Consider the following 18,295-nt stretch of genomic DNA (forward strand, 5'->3'; position numbering starts at 1 on the left):
GCCCGTAAAGGGTTTCCTGCACCATCCGCATTTGGGGAGTATGAAACAAAAAAGGGTGACACCGCTGGTATCACCCTTTTGGAAATTGTCGGGACTGCTGTATTAGAGCAGCCCTTCGATCACCCGGTCTGGTGGCGTATGCCCGTCGACAAAGGTTTTGATATTGATCAGGACCTTCTCGCCCATGTCAACGCGGCCCTCGATCGTGGCCGACCCCATATGCGGCAACAAGACCGCGTTTTGAAGTTCAAGCAATTTCGGGTTCACGGCCGGTTCGTGCTCAAACACATCGAGCCCCGCGCCCGCGATTTCACCATCAGCAAGCATCCGGGTCAGTGCAGGTTCGTCAACGATTTCACCACGCGCTGTATTGACCAAAATCGCGTGCGGCTGCATCAGTTTCAAACGGCGTGCTGACAGCAAATGATAGGTTGCCGGGGTATGCGGGCAATTGACCGACACCACATCGACATGTGCGAGCATCTGATCAAGGCTTTCCCAATAGGTTGCATCAAGTTCTTCTTCGGCATCCGGATGGACGCGGCGGCGGTTATGGTAATGCACTGATAACCCGAAACCTTTGGCGCGCCGCGCCAAGGCACGGCCGATCCGCCCCATACCAACAATACCAAGACGCTTGCCCCAGATACGGTGGCCCAACATCAAAGTCGGGCCCCATCCGCCCCAATCGCCTTTCCGAATAACCCGTTCGCCTTCGGCCAGACGGCGCGATACTGACAAGATCAGCGCCATGGTCATGTCGGCTGTATCTTCTGTCAAAACATCTGGCGTATTGGTCACGGTAATGCCACGTGATCGGGCTGTTTGAAGATCGACATGGTCAACCCCCGTCCCGAAATTGGCAATCAGACGCAGGTTCGGCCCCGCATGGGCAAGCACAGCCGCATCGATCCTGTCCGTCACTGTCGGGACAAGAACATCGGCCTCTTTGACCGCTTCGATAAGTTCCGCCTTGCTCAGTGGCGCATCATCAATATTCAAACGCGCGTCAAACAATTCCATCATGCGGGTTTCGATCGCTTCCGGCAGTTTCCGGGTTACGACGACAAGTGGTTTTTTCTTGGTCATCTGCCGATCCTATGCGGTCTTTTAACTCTTTTCTGACAAAATGAGGCATGTTGCACTTTTGTGCCCTGCCGCATCGCAGTGATGCCATGCAAAAAGGTACAAAAGCAAGGATTTTGACACCATTTTTGTAATTTTATTACGCGACGATGTGTTGTTGCCGCGCTTTGGCAGGCAGAATAAACAAGGGAATACCAACAAGATGCCGCGAATTTTTCGCACTTTTCTGTATCGCTTGATGGCTTTGGCAATTCTTGGCAGCCTGACCACGCCTATTGTCGCCAGCGCCCAAGAATCCGGCCTGCCGATTCCGCGTTTTGTCGCACTGCGGTCAGATAAAGTCTTTTTGCGCTCTGGCCCCGGGCTTCGGTATCCCAAGGTCTGGATTTATCACCGTCGCAACATGCCGATGGAAGTGGTTTCGGAATTTGATACCTGGCGCAAGGTGCGCGACTGGGAAGGCAGCGAAGGCTGGGTTCATCAAAGTCTTCTGGTGGGATCGCGCCACGTGATCGTGACCGATGACAATATCTTGCTGTATTCGGCTGCTGACGAAAACGCACGCAAGATCGCCATGGTATCGGCCAGCGTCATCGGCAGTATCGAAGATTGCCCGGTAAACCTGAACTGGTGCCAGTTGCGATTTGGGGATTTTGAAGGATGGGCGCCGCGCCATGGTTTCTGGGGAATTTATGACGGCGAAAATGTCGAAGGATAATTCGCAAAAACCACGCTCATATCCCTAACCACTGCAAAAATCAGCCGAAAGAGAGTTAGGCGTCAACCGAGACGCTTATGGTTTGACGTTCAGGGGCGCTACTGCCGCCACCTGGCGTCCCGTTCCCACCGCGATCATATCCACCAAAGGCCGAGGTATTAGCCGGAGTATTAAACGGCTGGCTGGTGGTTTCCCGCCCGGAAGACGTGCCAAAGAAGTCCTGAGCAAACTCATCCCCGTCCTCGGCATTCGGATCATAGACCGGCGTATCGTTCGGTTCAGGAACCGGATCAGGGCGCGGTTCTGGCAGGCTAAAGCCACCCACCGTGACCGTCTGGCTTGCCAACTGGGATGAAATCCCCCCCAAATAGGCCTGAAGATTTTCCGAAATGCGATCCTGAGACTCTTGATTTGCGGATGGTTCTGCTGCGGCCAGTTGCGCCTGTAATATATTGTCGCTGGCAACCTGCCTGACACGATATTGATCTTGGGCCGTGGCGACACTTACAAGATCAGCCGAGATTGAAATTTGACGATCACGAAGGGATTCTTGCGCTTCATCAACCAAGGCGCGCGCATTTACAACACCCGCATCATCGGAAAGATCAATCGATGACAAACCACTCGCCAGATCCTCGGATGAGGATGCAAACAGCTCGGCATCAACCCGGTTTTCCGAAGATGTTCCAGACCCGACTTGCAACGTGATGGTCTGGTCTTCGGCAAGAAGGTTCGTGCTTTCATAGCTGCTATTGGCCGAAATATCGTCGATCACGGTCAGGTAATCTTCGATCTGGGCATTTAGCTGTGCGCGTTGCTGACGGGAAAGGGTGCTGCTTTCCTCTGCGATTTGAACCAGCGCATCGATCTCGTCAAGCGCATCGCCGATCCGCGACAAATCATCGGATGCCTGCGTTAGAAGATCACTGGCATCGCCAAGCGACCCACGCAGTTGTATCGTGGTGTAATTGGCATTGCGATGGGTATCGCTATTACGGTCTGAACTGCTGGTATTGGCGGAGAACGGGTTCTCATCAGGCACAATCAACCTGTTCTGCGGTGCAATCGCACGCGCAGTGTTGGTGTAGATTGTAAGCTGACTACCCAGTGGGTCCATTGCTTTTCCGCACAAACAAGCCGGCGAGGCAACTACATGCTGCACAGACAAAGGGATTGATATTGTTCAAAACCCTTATCCGTCTGACCATCCTGGTGTCCGGCGGAAATACCAACCGATAGTATAGTGTATCAAAGTTAAAATATTAAGCGCTAATACACAATCGGGGCGCGATATCACGTAAATGTGCCCAATCGGGGCGTCAATCCGATGACGCGCCGCCCAAATTTGCCAAAAACCCCATGCGAATCGGGCAAGATTTACTCTTAGGTGCGGTGCAATATTGCAAACAATTCAAGATGCGAAGACCATAAGAACTGATCGACAGGCACAACCTTTTCAATCTTGTATCCGCCATTCCGCAGCACGCGGATATCGCGGGTAAAGGTCGCCGGGTTGCACGACACGGCCAAAATCCATTCCGGCCCGGTTGCCGCCAATGCCTCGCACTGGGCCAAGGCCCCGGCACGTGGGGGGTCAAACAACACAAGATCAAAATGCGTCAATTCATCCCCGGTCAGAGGCTGTCGGAACAGATCACGCTTAACGACTTTGATCGGGCTTCCCGATTGACCCGCCGCATATTGCAGGCGTTCAACCGCGCGCTGATCGCTTTCAACTGCGGTCACCGTCCGGCGTTTGCCCGAAAGTGCCAGCGCAAAGGTAAAGCTTCCGATACCACAAAACAGATCCGCAACCTGTTTTGGCGCAATATCGGCAAGGGCCGATTTCACCGCCGAAACAAGTGCATGCTCCCCTTCGCGGGTTGCCTGCAAAAACCCGCCCGGCGCAACCGGCACATCAATGGATTCAAATTTCACAAGCGGGATATGACGGGCGGCAACCGGTTCTTCCGGGCGATCACCAACTTTCCAGCTTAACCGGGCAATATTTTGCTCATCGGCAAAGACGGCCAGTTCCTGACGCATATCCAGATCCGGCTCTTTGCCTGCCTCGATCAGGATATCAAGGCCGTTATCGGCCAGTGTCACAAATACTTCCTTGATATGCCGGGCATCATCGACCGGGCAAGATTTCAGGAATCCGACAAATGCCGCGCGGAAGGTCATCAATTCGGGGCGCAGAACGGCGCAATCAGGCACATTCAAAACCGTCGGACTGAACCGTCCATGGAACCCGACATAAACGCCCGTTTCACCAACATGGACCGAAAATCCTGCGCGACGGCGACTGGCCGGTGGGGAGACTTCGACCTCGGCGACCAGTTCTTCTGCCTCTTCGGCGGACAGTCCTGTGCGCTGCACGGCAACCTTGGCCTTGTCGCGTTTCCAGCTACGATATGCCCCGTCATCCATATGCTGCAATGCACATCCACCGCATTCCTTGAAATGCGAACAGCGCGGCTCATTATAGGCCGCTATGCGTGAAATTTCTTCGACGACTTCCGCGCCATAGCCATCACCGCGCTTTTGGCGCAAGGCAACACGGACATCATCTCCGGGCAGAACGCAATCGACATAAACCAGAACGGACTTGCCATCCGGGGATTGGACATGCGCAATACCATCGCCGCGCGCACCAATCTGTTCGATTGTTACGGGTGCTTCAAAACCAATCAGCGGGTCACGTCGGGATGGTTGACGCTTGCGTCCCCCACGTGCACGGGGATTGCGGGGATGATGTTTCATAAACTCTCTCTCGGGGGTGATCTTCGTCACAATTCTTGTCGCAACTTAGCGCAGTTGCAAGATATCCGCCTCAGATACACCAGTTAAGACATTCCGAACAGGGGCGAACAACGATTTATATCCCGACCGCACCTCTTAAATGCAGCCCAATCACCGCGTCACTGCGCCATATTAGGAAAATTAATCCGCAATTGAACGCGACCAACCCCTTAAAGTCGTGTAAGAATAACACCATAAAAGACATTAGAATTCTTTATCGTCTGCGTGACACGTCACCATTTGTACGACATCATCACTGATCTGGTGCGAAATGGTGACGATGCGACCAAAGCATTTGCCGATGCATGAAGTACGGGGCCTGACTGTTGGGTCACTTAGTGGGGGAGACATGGAAGAAGAGAACCAACAAGCAGAAGAAAACACAACCGTTCAAACGTCACGCTTGAAAAAGCGGGCATTGATGGCTGGTTTTCTGACCGCTCTTTTCTTTGCATCTGTCACATATTTTATCTGGCAAATGGTTGAAAACAATCGTCGCACAATTCTGGTTTCCGCAGCAGAAATCACCGCCGAAGCAGTTGCGCAACAGGTCAAACAGATTGTTTCAAGCAATCTCGCCGTCCTTGAAAGCTTTGCCGACAATTGGCAAGACGGCGCCCCGGAAAATGAACGCGAATATCTTTCAATCGCCACCCCGCTGCAAAGCCGGTTCCCGGCCCTGCAGGCGATCAACTGGATTTCGCCAAACTACCTCATTTTATATGTCGCCCCGATCAAGGGGAATGTCCCCGCCATGGGGGCAGACTTAAAACGCCATCCGATTGCCGGGCCAGTACTTGATATCGCGCTGGATCAACGCCGCACGCAAATCACCCCGACACTTGAACTGCTGCAGGGCGGCCGTGGGTTTGCCGCCTATAGTCCCGTTCTTGGCCGCGATGGTGAAATCATTGGCGTGATCAACGGCGCATTTCGCATTCGCGCCATGCTGGCGACGGTGATCAATAGCGAACATATTGCTGATTACACTGTTCGTGTGCGTGAAGGTGACACGGTCCTGTTTGAAATTCGCGGCGAAGGCGACGCACAGGAATTACAACAGACAGCCTCGGTCGAGATTGTCGGGCGACAATGGCAGGTTGATGTCATTGCAGACCCAAAACTGGCAAGCCAACACACCATAAACCCGGAACTGGTATTGCTGTTCGGGGCGATTGCCACAGCGCTGTTTACCACATTGATCTTTATGCTGACCAATCGGCAGCAAGCTTCTGCGCGCCGCTCGCTTCATCACATCAATGCCGGCGATGACATCAATGATCTGGCATTGTCGATCACGAAGCTTGATGGCCATTTGAAATCAATGTCGCCCGAAACCGCAGAATTCTTTGATCTGCGCGAAGAAGATTACGGATTTATCCGGTTTTATAATCTTGCCCCTGAATTCCAGTCGGACGGCACGGCATCCCGCAGGTCGCAGGAAAAGATGCTGCTTGCGATCAATCGTGGCGAAGAAGAACTCCGCCGTGAATGGATTGTCCGCAGTGCCGAAGGCGTTCATGTCGTGTGCAATCTGTCGATGAAACCATCGACAACCAATCCCGATTGCGTCGATATCACACTTCATCACAACCCGGCTGCCAATGCATCTGTGAACCGGCTGCGCTATCTGGCAACGCATGATCCGCTGACCGGGCTTCCCAACCACGCCCTGTTTGAAGACCGTCTTAATCAGGCCGTTGCCCACGCAAAGCGGTATGAAAAACTGCTGTCGGTCCTTGTCGTCGATATCGACAATTTCCGGGCGATCAATGATCGATTTGGCGCAGATGTCGGCGATGAAACCCTGCGCACCATTTCCGGACGCCTGCGCGCGACGGTGCGCGAAAAAGATACCTGTGCGCGTTTCTCGGGCGATATGTTTGCAATCATCGCAACGGATCTGTCTGAGGCCGAAGGTGCCGCCTTGGTCGCCGAACGCGTGGTCGAGGCAATGTCCCAACCCATCCAGACCACCACCAACGAAGAAATCCGCCTTCATGTCAGTGTCGGGGTCGCGCTTTATCCCAATGATGCGCGCGCACCGTCACAACTGTTGGCCAACGCCGATGCCGCAATGTATCGCGCACAGAAGTCGGCAGAATCGTCGTATTGCTTCTTTGTCGAGACGATGAACAACGTGATGCATGCGCGCCTGTCGATGGAAACCCAGTTGCGCCGCGCTGTGGATGAAAAACGCTTCGTTCTGGAATATCAGCCGCGCTACCGGACATCGGATCGGGCGCTTACCGGATTTGAAGCCCTGCTGCGCTGGATTGATGACAGTGGAAAACGCCGTCTTCCGCCTGACTTCATTGCCGTTGCGGATCGTACAGGCCTTCTCTCCCCGCTTGGTCACTGGATCATTGAAACGGTCTGCATACAATTGGCCGAATGGCGACAGCAAGGCTATGTTCAGGTTCCGATTGCTCTGAACGTTTCAAGCCGACAATTCATTCAGGCTGATCTGATCAAAAACATCATTGATCTGACCGCCGAACATGAAGTGGATCCCGCCATGATCGAGATCGAGGTGTCTGAAGACATCGCCATGCGCGAACCTGAACGCGCCCTTGGACAATTCTATCGCTTTGCCGAAGCGGGCATTGGTCTGACACTTGATCACTTTGCGGCTGGCAACACGTCGCTACGCTATTTGAAACGGTTCCCGGTTCAACGCATCAAGCTGTCAAAATCGCTGTTTAACGTGGCCCTTGATGAGCAACCAGAAAACAGCATCCTGCAACCTGCTATCCGCCTGTGCAAAAGCCTGAACCGCAAAGTTGTTGCCGTTGGCGTTGAAACCGAAGAACAACTCGCCGCCCTTCAGGCTGCGGACTGCGATGAGATGCAAGGCTTCCTTCTGTCCCATCCGCGCGATGCGGTGGACACGTTTGAACTGCTCCTTCGCCAAAGCACCGCGGACCGCAAGACCGAATCTAAAAATCCGGCACAGGATGAAGATTCCGGTTGATGCGATTGCTGGAAAGAACTCAATAAACAAAGCCCCGCCCAATTTCTGGTGCGGGGCTTTTTAATGCCATCTGATAATGCGTAGTCCGGCTTTGCGACACCTAACAAATACCTTGAAGAACGTTCTTCCAATCGCTGCCTAGAGCAAAAGAATTGCCGCCAATCCAAGGAATGCAAAGAAGCCGACAACATCTGTAATCGTGGTCAGGAAGACCGATGACGAAACGGCCGGGTCAATCCCTGCCCGTTCAAGACCAAGCGGGATCAGTGCCCCGAAAAGCCCGGCAAACAGCAAGTTGATCACCATCGCAATCCCGATCACAACGCCAAGCATCAGATCATCGAACCAGAACCACGTCACCCCGCCTGCCAACACGGCAAAAGCAACACCGTTCAGGCCACAGACGGCAACTTCCTTGCGGACAACACGCAATGCGTTCGTACTGGTCAATTCGCGGGTTGCAATCGCGCGCACGGCAACGGTCAGGGTCTGGGTTCCGGCATTGCCGCCCATCGATGCGACAATCGGCATCAGAACCGCCAAGGCAACCAGTTGCTCAATCGTGCCTGCAAACAGACCGATCACAACCGATGCCATAATCGCCGTTCCCAGATTAATCAAAAGCCATGTAAAACGGGACCGGGTCGTATCAAGGATAGCACTCGAAAGGTCATCTTCCTCGCCGACACCGGCAAGGCGCATCATGTCTTCTTCATATTCTTCATCGATAACGTCAACGACGTCATCAACCGTGATCACACCGACCAGACGACCACTGTCATCGACAACCGGTGCAGAAATCAAATCGCGCTGACGGAAAATATGGGCGACATTTTCCTGTTCCTCGGTCACGACGACCGTGCGCATTTCATCTGATTCCATCACATCACGCACCAGAACCGGGCGGTTGGTGCGGATCACACGTGACAGCGGCACAATGCCGACCGGGCTATAGCGTGGATCAACAACAATGATGTCATAGAAATCATCCGGCAAACTTTTTGCCGAACGCAGGAAATCAATGGTTTGCCCGACCGACCAGTAATCCGGGATCGCCACCAGCTCGCGCTGCATGATACGACCGGCGGTATATTCCGGGTATGACAGGGCTTCTTCAACCCGGGCACGCTCGATATCGGAAAGCGCGCCAAGAAGTTCGCGCTGCTCGTCCTTGTCAAAATCTTCGATGACTTCGACGACATCATCGGAATCAAGTTCGGCGATGGCCTCGGCCACCACGTTGGTGCCAAGAAGCCCGATGACCTCTTCGCGCAGGTCATCATCAAGTTCGGTCAGGAATTCCGGATCAAAGTCGGGCCGGATAAGCTCGACAAGCTGCTGACGCTGATTGGAACTGGCCCACCCAAGCAAATCGGCAATATCGGCAAAGTGCAGTTCCGACAGAAGTTCGGATGCTGTCGTGCCTTCGCCGCCGCCAAGCGCGTCAAAGATTTCGCGGGCATATTCAGGCGTAAGATCGACATATTCATCGCCGGTGGATGTGTCCGCCGGACGGTCGAGTTCTTCGACTTGACCTGTCATATGCCCCTCCCTGAATGATGTGCTGCTTATACGTTCCGTATCAGATTAAAATGCCGTAATAAAACGCCGCGCCGGGAAGTTGAGGATCAATTTCCCGACACGGCTGTTTCTGCGCTATCGCATGCCCTTGGTCAAGGGTGCGATAGAATATCGTGTTTACTGGCCTTCCTGGCTCCGTGTAATCGCATCAACAACAGCCATTGCTGTCATATTAACGATACCCCGCACCGTGATGGACGGGCTGACCACGTGGGCCGATTTTGCAGCCCCGACCAGAATCGGACCAACTGGCAAACCATCGCCTAACATCTTGACCAGATTATAAGAGATGTTTGCCGCATCAAGGGTCGGCATGACCAAAAGATTTGCCGAACCGCTCAGCATCGAATGCGGGAAGATACGATCACGGATCGGCTGCGAGATTGCCGCATCCGCATGCATTTCACCTTCGACCTCAAGATCAGGTGCCTGTGTTCTGATCAGTTGAAGCGCATCACGCATCTTGCAGGCCGATTTGTTTTCGTGACTGCCGAAATTCGAATGCGAAATCAAAGCGGCCTTTGGCGTGATGCCAAAACGCTTGACCACGTCGGCGGCCATAATGGTCGTCTCGGCCACATGTTCCGGTGTCGGGTCGACCGACACATAGGTATCGGTCAGGAAGAACGTCCCCTGCTTCATGATCATCATATTGACGGTCGAGAAGTCACTGACACCTTTGCGCAGGCCCACAAGGTTCCGGACATAACGCAGATGACGCAGGAAACCGCCCTGACACCCGCACAACATCGCATCAACCTCACCCCGGCGCAGCATCAATGATGCGATCACGGTTGGTCGGGTCCGCACGATGGACCGGGCATATTCCGGGTTAATCCCGCGACGGCCCATAATGTTATGGAAGTCCTGCCAATCCTGTTCGAAATGCGGATTGTCATCCGGATCGTGAATTTCGACATGCTCGTCTGGTATAATACGCAGGCTAAGCTCCGCAATCCGTTCAAGGATCACTTCACGACGCCCGATCAGGACCGGATGGCAAATGCCGTCATCAACAAGCACCTGACAGGCCTGCAGAACACGACGCGATTCGCCTTCGGGATAGACAACCCGTTTTTTGTGCGCACGCGCCATATCAAAGACCGGCTTCATCACCAGCCCCGACCGGAAGACAAAGCCTTCAAGTTGCTGGCGATAGGCTTCGAAATCTTCGATCGGGCGTTTGGCAACACCGCTATCCATCGCCGCCTTGGCAACACGCGGCGGAATTTCAAGCATCAAACGCGGATCAAACGGTTTGGGGATCAGATATTCCGGACCGAATTTAAGCTCCTCTCCGCCATAGGCGGTCGCAACCACGTCCGATACTTCAGCCGTTGCCAGATCGGCAATCGCCTTGACGGCCGCGATCTTCATTTCCTCGTTGATCTCGGTCGCGCCAACATCAAGTGCGCCGCGGAACAGGAACGGGAAACAAAGAACGTTGTTCACCTGATTGGGATAATCGGTACGTCCGGTTGCCATAACCGCATCCGGGCGGATTTCCTTGACCAGTTCAGGGGAAACTTCCGGGGTCGGATTGGCCAGCGCCATAATGATCGGGCCTTCGCCCATCTTGCGCAGCTCTTCCTCGCCCATCACATTTGGTGCCGAAAGACCCAGGAAGATGTCAGCCCCTTCGATCACATCGCTGAGCGTGCGGGCGTTGGTTTCGATGGCATAGGCATCTTTCCACGGGTCCATTTCTTCCTTGCGGCCCTTATAGACCACACCAAAACGGTCCGTGACCGTGATGTTGTGTTTGGGCAGCCCCATGGAGACCAGAAGGTTCAAACAGGCCAACGCCGCCGCACCGGCACCGGATGTCACAAGGCGGACCTTGTTGATATCCTTGCCGGTAACACGCAGACCGTTCAGGACGGCTGCGGCAACGCAAATGGCCGTGCCATGCTGGTCATCGTGGAAAATCGGGATCTTGCAGCGTTCGCGCAATGCTTTCTCGATGATGAAGCATTCCGGTGCCTTAATGTCTTCTAGGTTAATCCCCCCAAAAGTCGGCTCCAGTGCTGCAACAATATCGATAAATTTCTGCGGATCGGTTTCATCAACCTCAAGGTCGAAGACGTCAATATTGGCGAATTTCTTAAACAGAACCGCCTTGCCTTCCATCACCGGCTTGGACGCCAGCGGGCCAATCGGGCCAAGACCAAGAACAGCCGTTCCGTTGGAAATCACGCCAACCAGATTTGCACGCGCTGTATAGTCAGCTGCGGTTTCCGGGTTTTTGACGATCTCTTCGCACGCAAACGCAACACCCGGCGAATAGGCCAGTGCAAGGTCGCGTTGGTTGGCAAGGGTCGTTGTGGCAGTTACAGACAATTTCCCCGGGGTGGGATACCGGTGATAGTCCAAAGCTGCTTCGCGCAGCTTGTCATTTCTATTTACCATTATAATACCTTTAATTTCAGGTATTTACATTAATTAACCACGAAAAGGTTAAATCCTGATAATTCATTCTAGCGGGAGCCCCAGACTAAAGGAGTTTGCCCCGCGATTGAAGCACTCAGTGTAACGTTCTGTCAAAGGGCTGCATTGCATAATTTTCAACGCGGCACCGCACAATAAATCAAACAGTTGTACCGCAACTGCGCAGTCGCCCACACATACTGGCGAAAGACCGCGCGTGAACCATTGTAAGGCATATATGGGGAAGGACCTAAACCGAAAAAACCCGTCATGTCCGACAGGCACTTTTGCTGGGCCCTTCAAACACCCGATGGGCGATGATGACAGGCCAGAATCAAAAAAGCCCCCTCTTAAAAAGAGGAGGCGTTTTTGGTGCGGTCGAGAAGACTCGAACTTCCACGGGGGTTAGCCCACAGCGACCTCAACGCTGCGCGTCTACCAATTCCGCCACGACCGCATATTGTCTGCAGCAAAGCCCTTGAGGTGTAGAAGTGGGCTTGCCTTGGCGCGGAAAGGGAGATAGCAAATTGGTATGCCGTGATCAAGGGCTCATTTCACTTAATTTCATTTATTTGTCAGGAAATATGCATTCCATCGCCCCTACCGTGCAAATCCCAGAGTGGCGCACCACCTCCGAGTTGGTTCCTTATCCCGAGGCACTGGCCGAAATGGAAGCCCGTGCCGAGGCCATTCATGCTGGCGAAGCCAGTGAACTCGTTTGGTTTCTTGAACATCCGCCGCTTTATACCGCGGGCACCAGTGCACACGCAGAGGACCTCGTCGATCCAGATCGCTTTCCCGTCTATGACGCCGGACGCGGCGGCCAATATACCTATCACGGCCCGGGTCAAAGGACGGTTTATCTGATGCTTGACCTAAAGAATCGGGGTCGGGACGTCCGCGTCTATGTTCATAACCTTGAAGAATGGGTGATTCGCACCCTCGCCCTTTTGGGTGTCAAAGGTGAACGCCGCGATGGCCGGGTCGGCATATGGGTCGTGCGCGAGAATGGCCGCGAAGACAAAATTGCCGCCATTGGTGTTCGTGTCCGACGATGGGTTACATTTCATGGCATTGCCATCAATCTTGCCCCTGATCTGTCGCATTTTGGTGGAATTGTGCCGTGTGGCATTGCCGAACACGGCGTGACCAGTCTTGCCGACCTTGGAGTCGATATTCCTATGGCAGAACTTGATCGCCTGTTAAAACAGACCTTTAGTGAAATATTTCCCGGATCTGATGAATGAGTGACCAATCGCAACCGGCCAAGGCACCCCCGGCCAGAAGCAACCGCAAGGGCCATGAAATGCCTGAAAGCGTTGCTGATGGCGGGATGGCTGATGCCGAGCGCGACATTCTTGCAGAACTTGAAAAGGCACTGGGCGAACATGTTTCTCTGCTGCTGCGCTGGAACCGGAAACTCGTCTTACCGTATGCTTCGGCACCGGAAGACACCGATGACGACGATCATGATTGCGATTTCGGCGCCTGGTATGAGCTTAATCGGCATAACCGCCTGATTGATCAGCCCGCCATGCACGCATTGGCCGCCACACATAAACAACTTCACGATTCGGCAAAGCGGCTTTTGACCGCCCAAGAAGTTGATGGCGACATCGATTCGGCAGAATTCGACATGATGTCGCTGCGTGCTGAATCATTCTTTGCCCAATTGCGCCGCCTCGAACGTGCATTCCGCACTGCGCGGTCCGATGTTGATCCGTTAACCGGCACCTACAATCGCCAGACGATGCTGAGTGATCTTAATTCCGAACGCGAACGCGCCATCCGAACCAATGTCCCGACCGCCATCGCACTGGTCGATCTTGATCACTTTAAGGCGGTTAACGACACCTATGGTCACCAATCGGGCGATGTTGTGTTGCAATCGATTGCCGGGATCCTCCAGTCCCATGTGCGTCCGTTCGACAAGGTCTATCGATATGGCGGTGAAGAATTCCTGATATGCCTGCCCAATGCCGACATGAAGCAATGTGCGCGTGTTCTGGAACGTCTGAGACGTGTGATTGAAGCATCCCCGGTAAGCTTGACCGACGGTACCATTCTTCCTGTGACCGCCTCTATCGGGGCCGCACCGATGACCAAAACGCGCAGCGTCGAACAAATCATCGAAAAGGCTGACAAGGCCCTTTACGCCGCCAAGGAAGGCGGGCGAAACCGGGTGCGTGTATGGCGCAATCCGGACGGCAAGCCACCGCCCAAAAAACAGAAGCAAGATACATAGACATCCGACGACCAGAGCCTGAACCCGATGCGGTGTCGAAAAAGTGATGCGCAGCCCGGATGGTTTTAAGCCCCACAAAGCAGGACCAATTTGTCCGCCTTTTCAATTTGCTAGACTGAAAATGTGGCCTCGTTCACTGATATGAACAAAAAATTCTTATAAACTGCAATCTTGTCTTCACAAGTTGGCAACATATCTGCAAACTATAATAATAAAAGGCAGCGGGGCTTTAGCCCATGAGAGAGAATGACTGCCGACTTGGGAGGGAATTCGGTTCTTACTTGAACGGAGGCCCTTGAATGTCCAGTTCTATGGATTTTGCACCTGGCGATCCCGCCTTGATGCTGACGGTGCTGCGCAGCGCAGATGCCAACCTTGATCGCAGCTTGTTGCTGACCCGTGTTTTATCCCTTTTTTGCACAGACGATGATGGCAACCAGATTGCCATCGAAGACAATGCCGACCTGCAGCGGCGTATCGACAGCGCCATTTCCCATCTCAAAATGGCGGGCTTGATCCAGTCATCCCCGATGGACGAACTTTCCATCACATCCCTTGGCAGGGCAATGATGCTGGCCTATCCGTTGGGCATTGATGATGGCGTGTTGTGTTCGCTTCCGGCTTTCCGCAACAGCATTTATGAAACCAACGCACCTGTTGTGCATGAACGTCATTTACCAAATCCGGCTTATGGTACAGGCTTCTCGGCCGGGCTGGGAGAACATCGTCTGACCGAAAATCCTTACCCGTCCGATTCACGCGATCACGAAGACTGGTTGATGGGATGGGATGAGGCCCTTGATCAAAGCAAGCGCGAAGCTGAAACGCTTGTAAACTAGGCAACACATCCGTGAACGCGATGTGATGTAAAGACGACTTGTGACCGGCACCTGTTTTGAATTCTTGCCAACACCTGTTTTGAATTCTTGCCAACAAGGTGCTGTGATTTGAATTCCCGGCTTCGATGCCGGTAGCGCCGTACGACATTGATTGAAACGGCCACATTCCTGCCCGTGTAATTTGCAGTGCTGGCATCAGGCCTCTGACACTGCGCTCCTGACACGGGTGATGGCTCTCTGCCCCCTGACGACAAATACCATTGAATACGGGTCCATGCGGTTGTGACGCATCTTTGGCGCTATCTGCAGCACCCATACGCATACCAAACCTCAAACACGCCCCACAGCGATCTGGCGTACATCAACGCGCCTCAGAACCGGCGGATGCGACCGCAATGTCATATATAGAGGGAAAAAAATAACGACCCGATTAGGTGACCAATGGGCACGATCCACAAGGAACCGACAGACTGCTAAGGCTTCTCCGGACCGTCAGAAGAGAACATCACAACGACGTTGCTCTCGTCCTTATCCGATTTCGCCGGACCTTTTGATTTTGGCTCGGCCTTTGGCGTCTCCGGCGGGATTTCTGCAGAACGCGTTTCGCTGTCATCCGTTGATCTCTGATGCCCTTCAAACCGCTTTTCAGCCTGCTTGCGCTCGGCATCAACAAGTGTGCGCTCATGACGGGTCCGACCGTGCAGGGCACGGTTCTGGTCGGCCTTCTTGGCCTTTTGATCGCGCTGTTTGTTTTTGCGTACCTGTCGCAAATTCACCAGATCGCCCATGACACTCTTCTTGTTCTCATCTCATCCGCCCCGGACGCGGATCGCATGTTTTATTTGGCGCAATATCCGCAAAAAACAAGCCGGCCAAAAAAACAAGCGGGCGCTTCGATTTCCCGAAGCACCCGCCATAGCCGTTCATAATATCCGTTTTGTCTGATCAGACTTAGCGCACGAAGACGTGCACCTCGTTGGCCGAGACAGATGCGCTGGTCGCATCAGAAGCACGAACACGCGTGCTTGGCATGCCCATATCGGTCAAGGACCGAAGAACTGCCTGCGCATTGCGCTTGGATTTATTGGAATTCAAAGCAACCTGCGCCGGGGTGCCACGATTGGGCGTTACCGCAACCACATCGAAGCTTGCCTGCGGGCGACGTTCCAGAACACGGTTTACCGCGTTATACAACGCCTGCTCGTATTTCACGCTGGCCGTATCAAACCGGATCACCACAAGCGGGCGATCACTGGCTGCTGCCATACGCGGGCTGTTTGCGGCCGGAGCGGCCTGCGACTGGAAAACACGCTTGGAAAGCGAATCCCCAAAGATTTCACCGTTTTTCACAGCCAGCGCCAACGCATTAAGATTTGCGCGTTCCGTGCTGACATACGATGTCTGACGGGCAAGACCTTCGCTGATCTCGTTCAGAAGACGATCAATCAGAACCGTTGTGCGGTTCGTTTCGTCTTCAAGAAGAGCCAACTGGCGATGATCTTCGTCAACGGCACCGGAAACCTGATATGCTGAACGAACCGACTCAAGCAAGAAGGTCGAAAGCGTACTATCAGCGGCAACATTGTTCGCCAGCGAGTTCAGCGCGGCAATGTCATCATTGACACGGTCAAGTTCTGACTGTGCTGTGTTCCACTGCTGCACCAGAACCGGGTTACCCGGCGTTGTGCCAACCTGCAAACGTGCGCTGATCGCCGCCACAGTGCCGTGATAGGCCTGCGAGTGCGATACTGTCTGTCCGCGAAGCTGTTGCAGCTCGTTGTTATGTTCATTGAGAGCCGCCTTGAGACGGTTCAGTTCCTGCTGCATGTTCTCAACTTTGGAACCGACAAAGGTTCCGGTCTGAGACACACCGGTCAACGGCTGCGTGCTTACCGCAGCATCGTAACTGGTGGTGGCATCGGCACCAACCGGCTCTGATGAGACCGTATTTTGTTCGGTCGTTTCATCGCCAGCAAGCGTCGGCCATAGGGCCTCAGAAGAAAAAGAACATCCCCCCAGCATCAGGGCGGTGCCGATTACGGCAAGATAGGTTTTACGAACGGCCATTTCGATCTATTACCTAAGTAGAAATATGCGAATCTCCCTGGGCCTGCTTTTTTATGTGGTGAAACAAGCCCCTGTTCCCCCGGGATTGAATGCATCTTAGTCTACGACCACTTATGGAACAAGACGCATTTGCCCTTTTTTGCCGAGTCTTGCCCATAAGTCTGACAAACCGGACAAAGCTGGGCAAAACAAGAGGCTAGCAGCGCCAAAAACCGCGCATTACGAAAAAATGCCGGATTTTCAAATTTACTACTTGCAATGACCTGCTCGTTTGCATAAGTTCCGCTCCGCCGACGGGGAGCACACCCAAGCAAACCGCCGGAAAACAAGATATGCGCCCGTAGCTCAGCTGGATAGAGTATCTGACTACGAATCAGAGGGCCGGAGGTTCGAATCCTTCCGGGCGCACCATTCAAGGGCTCGACGTTTACGCGTCGAGCCCTTGCCATTTAACATACGATAAAATGCGCCCGTAGCTCAGCTGGATAGAGTATCTGACTACGAATCAGAGGGCCGGAGGTTCGAATCCTTCCGGGCGCACCATCCAAAGGCCTGACGTTACCCGTCGGGCCTTTGTCATTTTCAAGCCCCATCCAAACACTTCCCCAAAACATCCTCCTGATCTCATTGGCAAAATGTGATCCATTTCACTGCTTTGTCGGCAAACGATGCCGCAAACGGCACCTTCACCCCTGCGCGCCTTGCCGTTTTCTCCCCGCCAAACATATCGAGCATAAGGCAAAGTAAAAAAACGAAGGAGATGCTCATGGATATCGGAAAGCTTCTAAGCGACGTTCTGGGAAACACGGGTGGCGGACATTCGGCCGCGTCGGGTAATTTCGGCAACACCGCTGGAAACAAAGGCGGTTTGGCCAACATGGTTGGCAACAGCTTGGGCAGTGGTGTTGGTGGCGGTCTGGTCGGCGGTGCGATCAGTGGCGGCTTGATGTCAGCCGTTCTCGGCTCAAAGAAAGGCCGGAAAATGGGTGGTAAAGTGCTGGCATACGGCGGCACCGCCCTTGTTGCTGGTCTGGCTTACAAAGCCTGGCGCGATTACAAAAGCAATACATCCCCCAAAGACCACAGTCAGGACACCGACCTTGATCGCGTCCCCGCCGATAGCGGCTTTTCGCCCGAAACAGAACGCAGCAGCGACAATGCCGATTTTCGCCTGTCCCTGATCCGCGCCATGATCGCTGCGGCCAAATCCGACGGGCATATTGATCAGACGGAACATACCCGCATCACCAAACAGATCAATAACCTGAATCTTGGTCCGCAAGAAAAAGCCTTTCTGTTCGATGCCTTTTCATCTTCTGCCGATCCGATGCAAACGGCCAAGCTCGCCAAAACCCCTGAACAGGGTGCAGAAATTTATCTGGCCTCCTGTCTGGCCATTGATCCCGATGACCCGCAGGAAGAACGTTATCTTGAACGACTTGGCGATTGTCTGGGCCTTGATATGGCTTTGCGCCAGCACCTTGATTTTCAGGCACAAAGTGCCCGCAGCCACAATATCACCTGACATCTGACAGACACCCAAAATGCAAAAC

General features: G+C 53.6%; 13 protein-coding genes and 3 tRNA genes. 8 read left to right on the forward strand and 8 right to left on the reverse strand.

The window, feature by feature from the left end:
* Window positions 1-102: 102 nt before the first annotated feature.
* Complete coding sequence (locus RIC05_RS11475; RefSeq protein ID WP_350048806.1) at window positions 103-1,089, reverse strand: 2-hydroxyacid dehydrogenase; 987 nt, start codon at window positions 1,087-1,089, stop codon at window positions 103-105.
* A 199-nt stretch (window positions 1,090-1,288) separates the two neighbouring features.
* Between RIC05_RS11475 and RIC05_RS11480 the strand changes: the two genes are divergently transcribed.
* The gene (locus RIC05_RS11480; protein ID WP_350040481.1) at window positions 1,289-1,804 is read left to right on the forward strand and encodes an SH3 domain-containing protein; all 516 of its coding nucleotides are present in this window, start codon (window positions 1,289-1,291) and stop codon (window positions 1,802-1,804) included.
* A 55-nt stretch (window positions 1,805-1,859) separates the two neighbouring features.
* Here RIC05_RS11480 and RIC05_RS11485 read toward each other — a convergent pair whose 3' ends face one another.
* Together RIC05_RS11485 and RIC05_RS11490 are read right to left on the reverse strand one after the other, a co-directional pair.
* The gene (locus tag RIC05_RS11485) at window positions 1,860-2,921 is read right to left on the reverse strand and encodes a hypothetical protein (protein WP_350048804.1); all 1,062 of its coding nucleotides are present in this window, start codon (window positions 2,919-2,921) and stop codon (window positions 1,860-1,862) included.
* Window positions 2,922-3,187: 266 nt separating this feature from the next.
* Complete coding sequence (locus tag RIC05_RS11490; protein ID WP_350048802.1) at window positions 3,188-4,570, reverse strand: class I SAM-dependent RNA methyltransferase; 1,383 nt, start codon at window positions 4,568-4,570, stop codon at window positions 3,188-3,190.
* A 388-nt stretch (window positions 4,571-4,958) separates the two neighbouring features.
* Here RIC05_RS11490 and RIC05_RS11495 point away from each other — a divergent pair, with 388 nt between their 5' ends.
* The gene (locus tag RIC05_RS11495) at window positions 4,959-7,583 is read left to right on the forward strand and encodes a bifunctional diguanylate cyclase/phosphodiesterase (RefSeq protein WP_350048800.1); all 2,625 of its coding nucleotides are present in this window, start codon (window positions 4,959-4,961) and stop codon (window positions 7,581-7,583) included.
* 138 nt (window positions 7,584-7,721) lie between these two features.
* Here RIC05_RS11495 and mgtE read toward each other — a convergent pair whose 3' ends face one another.
* The 3 genes from mgtE to RIC05_RS11510 form a co-directional block, all read right to left on the reverse strand.
* Entirely contained in the window at window positions 7,722-9,125 is a 1,404-nt protein-coding gene (mgtE, locus tag RIC05_RS11500) for a magnesium transporter (RefSeq protein ID WP_350048798.1), read from the reverse strand.
* Between the two features lie 156 nt (window positions 9,126-9,281).
* Window positions 9,282-11,573, reverse strand: a complete 2,292-nt coding sequence (locus tag RIC05_RS11505) for an NADP-dependent malic enzyme (protein WP_350048796.1) — start codon at window positions 11,571-11,573, stop codon at window positions 9,282-9,284.
* A 388-nt stretch (window positions 11,574-11,961) separates the two neighbouring features.
* Window positions 11,962-12,048: transfer RNA gene (locus RIC05_RS11510), tRNA-Leu, on the reverse strand.
* Between the two features lie 127 nt (window positions 12,049-12,175).
* Here RIC05_RS11510 and lipB point away from each other — a divergent pair.
* The 3 genes from lipB to RIC05_RS11525 all read left to right on the forward strand — a co-directional run bounded on the left by lipB (window position 12,176) and on the right by RIC05_RS11525 (window position 14,675).
* Window positions 12,176-12,838, forward strand: coding sequence for a lipoyl(octanoyl) transferase LipB (gene lipB, locus RIC05_RS11515; RefSeq protein WP_350048794.1), 663 nt, complete (start codon window positions 12,176-12,178; stop codon window positions 12,836-12,838).
* Window positions 12,835-13,836 (forward strand): diguanylate cyclase, encoded by a 1,002-nt coding sequence (locus RIC05_RS11520; protein WP_350048792.1) that lies wholly within the window; start codon window positions 12,835-12,837, stop codon window positions 13,834-13,836. Before lipB ends, RIC05_RS11520 begins: the two co-directional genes overlap by 4 nt.
* 299 nt (window positions 13,837-14,135) lie before the next feature.
* The gene (locus RIC05_RS11525) at window positions 14,136-14,675 is read left to right on the forward strand and encodes a hypothetical protein (protein WP_350048790.1); all 540 of its coding nucleotides are present in this window, start codon (window positions 14,136-14,138) and stop codon (window positions 14,673-14,675) included.
* A gap of 473 nt (window positions 14,676-15,148) precedes the next feature.
* Here RIC05_RS11525 and RIC05_RS11530 read toward each other — a convergent pair whose 3' ends face one another.
* The gene (locus RIC05_RS11530) at window positions 15,149-15,463 is read right to left on the reverse strand and encodes a DUF4169 family protein (RefSeq protein ID WP_350048788.1); all 315 of its coding nucleotides are present in this window, start codon (window positions 15,461-15,463) and stop codon (window positions 15,149-15,151) included.
* 163 nt (window positions 15,464-15,626) lie between these two features.
* Window positions 15,627-16,742, reverse strand: a complete 1,116-nt coding sequence (locus tag RIC05_RS11535) for an OmpA family protein (protein WP_350042995.1) — start codon at window positions 16,740-16,742, stop codon at window positions 15,627-15,629.
* Window positions 16,743-17,076: 334 nt separating this feature from the next.
* On the opposite strand from RIC05_RS11535, the gene RIC05_RS11540 reads away from it, so the two are divergent.
* The 3 genes from RIC05_RS11540 (at window position 17,077) to RIC05_RS11550 (ending at window position 18,267) form a co-directional block, all read left to right on the forward strand.
* Window positions 17,077-17,153: transfer RNA gene (locus tag RIC05_RS11540), tRNA-Arg, on the forward strand.
* Window positions 17,154-17,208: 55 nt separating this feature from the next.
* Window positions 17,209-17,285: transfer RNA gene (locus tag RIC05_RS11545), tRNA-Arg, on the forward strand.
* A gap of 223 nt (window positions 17,286-17,508) precedes the next feature.
* Complete coding sequence (locus RIC05_RS11550; protein WP_350048786.1) at window positions 17,509-18,267, forward strand: tellurite resistance TerB family protein; 759 nt, start codon at window positions 17,509-17,511, stop codon at window positions 18,265-18,267.
* The last annotated feature ends 28 nt before the right edge of the window (window positions 18,268-18,295 follow it).

It is taken from the genome of Thalassospira sp. (assembly GCF_040218635.1).
Taxonomy (GTDB): Bacteria; Pseudomonadota; Alphaproteobacteria; order Rhodospirillales; family Thalassospiraceae; genus Thalassospira.